We start from the raw sequence: 3,126 nt of genomic DNA, 5'->3' as shown, positions 1-3,126 counted from the left end.
GCTCTTCATGAACCCGTCCTATGGCGGCTACTACGGCGTCGCCCTCTACGACACGAAAACCGCGACCACGATCGTCGTCTACGCCACCCTCGGTCCCACCTCGGATCCGAACAAGAACGGCGCCATCACTATCGGCTCCGCCCTGGCCACCCTGCTGGTCCCCGACCACCCACCGCAGATCCCCGCCTGAGCATTCCAACCGGTCGGCGGGCATTTGCGCGGCAAACCTGTGGTCAGCGGCTAGGCTGGCTCGGACACCCGGGTCTTGACGCAGGTCGGCCGAGAGGAGTTTGCGATGAGCGCCGAGGATGCCGCTACCGCACCGGCGATGGCCGGCGATCTGTCGGGCATCGTGGGGCAACACCTCATCTACGCCTACGAGAATGGGTGGAAATACGAGCTCTACGTTCGCAACTCGCAGGCGGTCGCGTTCCGCTGCCTGATGGGACCGATGTTCGGCCGCTGGTCCACCGACCAGGCGGCGAAGATGATCCAGCTCGAGGGCGATATGTACAAGATCGCCTGGGTCGAGCCCACCGGCACCGTCACCGTTCTCATCGCGTGGCTGGGCGAACGCCGCGTCCACACCACCACCTGCTACCCGCAGTGGATGCTGGACTACCCCGAAAGCACCCTGGGCCGCTACGAGGACAACCTCGCCGAGATCGTCAGCGAACGCGACAAGGGGCCGACCTACCCGCAAACCTTGGTCGCCTCCACCGGCCGCATCACCTATCTCGCCACCCGCGATGCCGACGACGACACCGTCATCGACTGCCCGCCGGGCAAACTCCCGCACGATTACGCGAATCGCACGAACTAGCCGGTCGTTCCGGTCATGAGGTCGTAGCAGTAGTTCACCCAGGACGTGACGAAGCGGTCCTCGTCGACGCCGAGCGGCGGCTGTCCGTAGGTCCATCGGGTGTGCACGTAGTTGAAGACCGCGCCGATCATGATGGCGGCCGAGGCTTCCGGATCGCTCGACGGGTGACTCGTCTCGGCCGCCCATCCGGTCGTGAACGCCACGGCGGCCAGGTGTGAGGCGTCGACGAGGTGGACGCGGCAGCGGTCGCGCAGCTCCGGGAAGCGGTCGCCGTCGCGTTCGATGATGCGCAGCAGATCGCGTTGCTTCTCGATCGCGCCGAGCAGCCAACGGCACACCAGCGTCAGCTCCGAACGCAGATCGCCCAGCGGCAGCAGGCCCAGCACCGCCGCCTGCCCCTGCTCGATCTCGCTGATCTGGTTGTCGATGGCCGCGGTGAGCACGCCTTCCTTGGATTGGAAGTGCCGGTAGAAGCCGCCGCCGCGCACGGCCAGCCCGGCGTCGCCCTCGATGTCGCCGACCGTGGTGCCCGCGAACCCCTTGTCCGCGAACAGCTTCAGCGCCGATCGCATCAGCCGCTCCCGCGTCGAACCGCCGGTTCTGTCTGTCGCAGGTGCGTTCATCTGGACATTATTACCCGCCCTACCTGGCCTGCAATCACATGCATTGACCATGCCATCAATTGATTACTAGAATCAGCGGACGATTACTTCGGGTCCGAGGAGACCGCCATGACGAAGAAGAATCTGTCCGCGACCATCGATATCGATGCCGCTCCCGCGCAGGTCTGGACCGTGGTGTCCGATCTGCGGCGAATGCCGCAGTGGAGCGAGCAGTGCCGCGTGATGCGGCCGCTGGGCGCCGTGCGGAAGGGCGCTCACACGATCAACATGAACCGGCAGGGCCGCAAGTACTGGCCGACAGCCTCGCGTATCGAACGCTTCGAGCCGAACCGCGAGGTCGCCTTCCGAACCCTGACCAACAACAGCGTCTGGTCCTTCGAGATCGCCCCGACCGCGACCGGCGCTCGACTGACCCATCGCCGCACGGTTCCTCCGGAGGGCACGACCTGGATCTCCCGCACCATCGTCGATCACGTCCTCGGCGGCGAGGACAACTTCGATGTCGAGATGGCCGACGGCATGTACGCGACACTCGCCAAAATCAAGTCGGCAGTCGAGGATTCCCGCACCCCGTAGGGTGGGCCTCATGGCCGATGAAAACGAAGTCCCCGCCGATACCGCGGGCGAAGTTACCGAGTCGCCGGAGGAGGCGACCAAGCGCAAGTTCCGGGAAGCGCTCGAACGCAAGAACGGCCACACCGCAGCGGGCAGTTACCACAACGACGGCAAGGTCCGCGGCGCGCACGCCCAAGCGGGCGGCAAACGCACCTTCCGCCGCCGCGCGGGCGGCTAGCCGTTACGAAAACGACGAAGGCCCGGTCCGTCTGGACCGGGCCTTCGTGATTCATGCTGCGGGACTGGGCTCTTCCTCGAGCACGGCCTCACCGCGGGCCACCATGCCCGCCTGATCCGACAGCTTCAGGTGCGGAATGAACAGTGCCAGCACAAAAGCCAGCAACGCGCCCGGAATCAGATACCAGAAGCCAGGCACCAGGGCGTTCACGTACGCGCCGACAATGGCGTCGTGCAGACCGCTGGGCAGATGCTTGACCACGGTCGGCACCAGGCTGCCGGGGTCGAGGTGGGCGGCCATCGCCTCCTGCGGATGTGCGCGGAAGGCGTCGGTGAGCCCGTCGGTCAGGCGGTGGGTGAAGATCGAGCCGAAGATGGAAACACCGATCGCGCCGCCCATTTCACGGAAGTAGTTGTTGGCGCTGGTGGCCGTGCCGATCTGGTCGGGGCTCACCGCGTTCTGCACGACCAGCACGATGATCTGCATGATCAGGCCCAGCCCCGCGCCGACCGCGAACAGCATGCCGCCGATCACCCACATGGAGGTGTGCGCGTCCAGGCGGGTCAACCACAGCATGGCGGCCACCATGATGAGCGCGCCCACCGGCGGGTACACCCGGTAGCGGCCGGTCTTGTTGATGGCGTTCATCGAGGTGATGAGGGTGGCCATCATGCCGATCATCATGGGAATCAACAACAGTCCCGACACCGCGGCCGTCGCGCCGGTCGCCATCTGCAGATACGTCGGCAGGAAGCCGAGCGCCGCGAACATGACCAGGCCGACGACCAGGCCGATGGCCGAGGTGAGCACGAAGGTGCGGTTGCGGAACAGCCACAGCGGCAGCTTCGACGCCCCCACCGTCGCCCAACTCTCCGCCCGCGTCGTCC

At 66.0% G+C, this 3,126-nt stretch carries 5 protein-coding genes and 1 pseudogene; 4 read left to right on the top strand and 2 right to left on the bottom strand.

The annotated features are described in order from the left end of the window. A pseudogene (locus tag ACWELQ_RS42215) lies at positions 1–190 on the top strand (D-alanyl-D-alanine carboxypeptidase); the annotation flags it as partial. 105 nt (positions 191–295) lie between these two features. Further along, positions 296–823 carry a phenolic acid decarboxylase gene (locus ACWELQ_RS42210; protein ID WP_452402596.1) on the top strand — a complete coding sequence of 176 codons (528 nt, stop codon included), beginning with the start codon at positions 296–298 and terminating at the stop codon, positions 821–823. On the opposite strand, the gene ACWELQ_RS42205 is transcribed toward ACWELQ_RS42210, so the two are convergent. Continuing rightward, a complete protein-coding gene (locus ACWELQ_RS42205) occupies positions 820–1,395 on the bottom strand; it encodes a TetR/AcrR family transcriptional regulator (RefSeq protein WP_452402595.1) in 576 nt (191 codons plus the stop codon). The two genes, ACWELQ_RS42210 and ACWELQ_RS42205, sit on opposite strands and share 4 nt — an antisense overlap. Before the next feature lie 159 nt (positions 1,396–1,554). Here ACWELQ_RS42205 and ACWELQ_RS42200 point away from each other — a divergent pair, with 159 nt between their 5' ends. Both ACWELQ_RS42200 and ACWELQ_RS42195 read left to right on the top strand, forming a co-directional pair. After that, positions 1,555–2,022 (top strand): SRPBCC family protein, encoded by a 468-nt coding sequence (locus tag ACWELQ_RS42200; RefSeq protein ID WP_452402594.1) that lies wholly within the window; start codon positions 1,555–1,557, stop codon positions 2,020–2,022. Between the two features lie 10 nt (positions 2,023–2,032). Continuing rightward, positions 2,033–2,239 carry a DUF5302 domain-containing protein gene (locus tag ACWELQ_RS42195; protein WP_452402593.1) on the top strand — a complete coding sequence of 69 codons (207 nt, stop codon included), beginning with the start codon at positions 2,033–2,035 and terminating at the stop codon, positions 2,237–2,239. Positions 2,240–2,290: 51 nt separating this feature from the next. Here the strand turns inward: ACWELQ_RS42195 and ACWELQ_RS42190 are convergent. Then, positions 2,291–3,126, bottom strand: an 836-nt coding sequence (locus tag ACWELQ_RS42190; protein WP_452402592.1) for an MFS transporter, incomplete at its 5' end; no start/stop codon positions are given.

The sequence above is a fragment of the Nocardia sp. NPDC004722 genome, from assembly GCF_053601505.1.
The sequence above is the reverse complement of the archived record's forward strand: the minus strand, read 5'-3'. Positions and strand labels throughout refer to the sequence as shown.

What these genes read in the sequence shown, in the direction of transcription:
- ACWELQ_RS42200 (WP_452402594.1), top strand. Translation starts at nt 1,555, where the DNA reads ATGACGAAGAAGAATCTGTCCGCGACCATCGATATCGATGCCGCTCCC.
- ACWELQ_RS42210 (WP_452402596.1), top strand. Translation starts at nt 296, where the DNA reads ATGAGCGCCGAGGATGCCGCTACCGCACCGGCGATGGCCGGCGATCTG.
- ACWELQ_RS42195 (WP_452402593.1), top strand. Translation starts at nt 2,033, where the DNA reads ATGGCCGATGAAAACGAAGTCCCCGCCGATACCGCGGGCGAAGTTACC.
- ACWELQ_RS42205 (WP_452402595.1), bottom strand. Translation starts at nt 1,395, where the DNA reads ATGCGATCGGCGCTGAAGCTGTTCGCGGACAAGGGGTTCGCGGGCACC.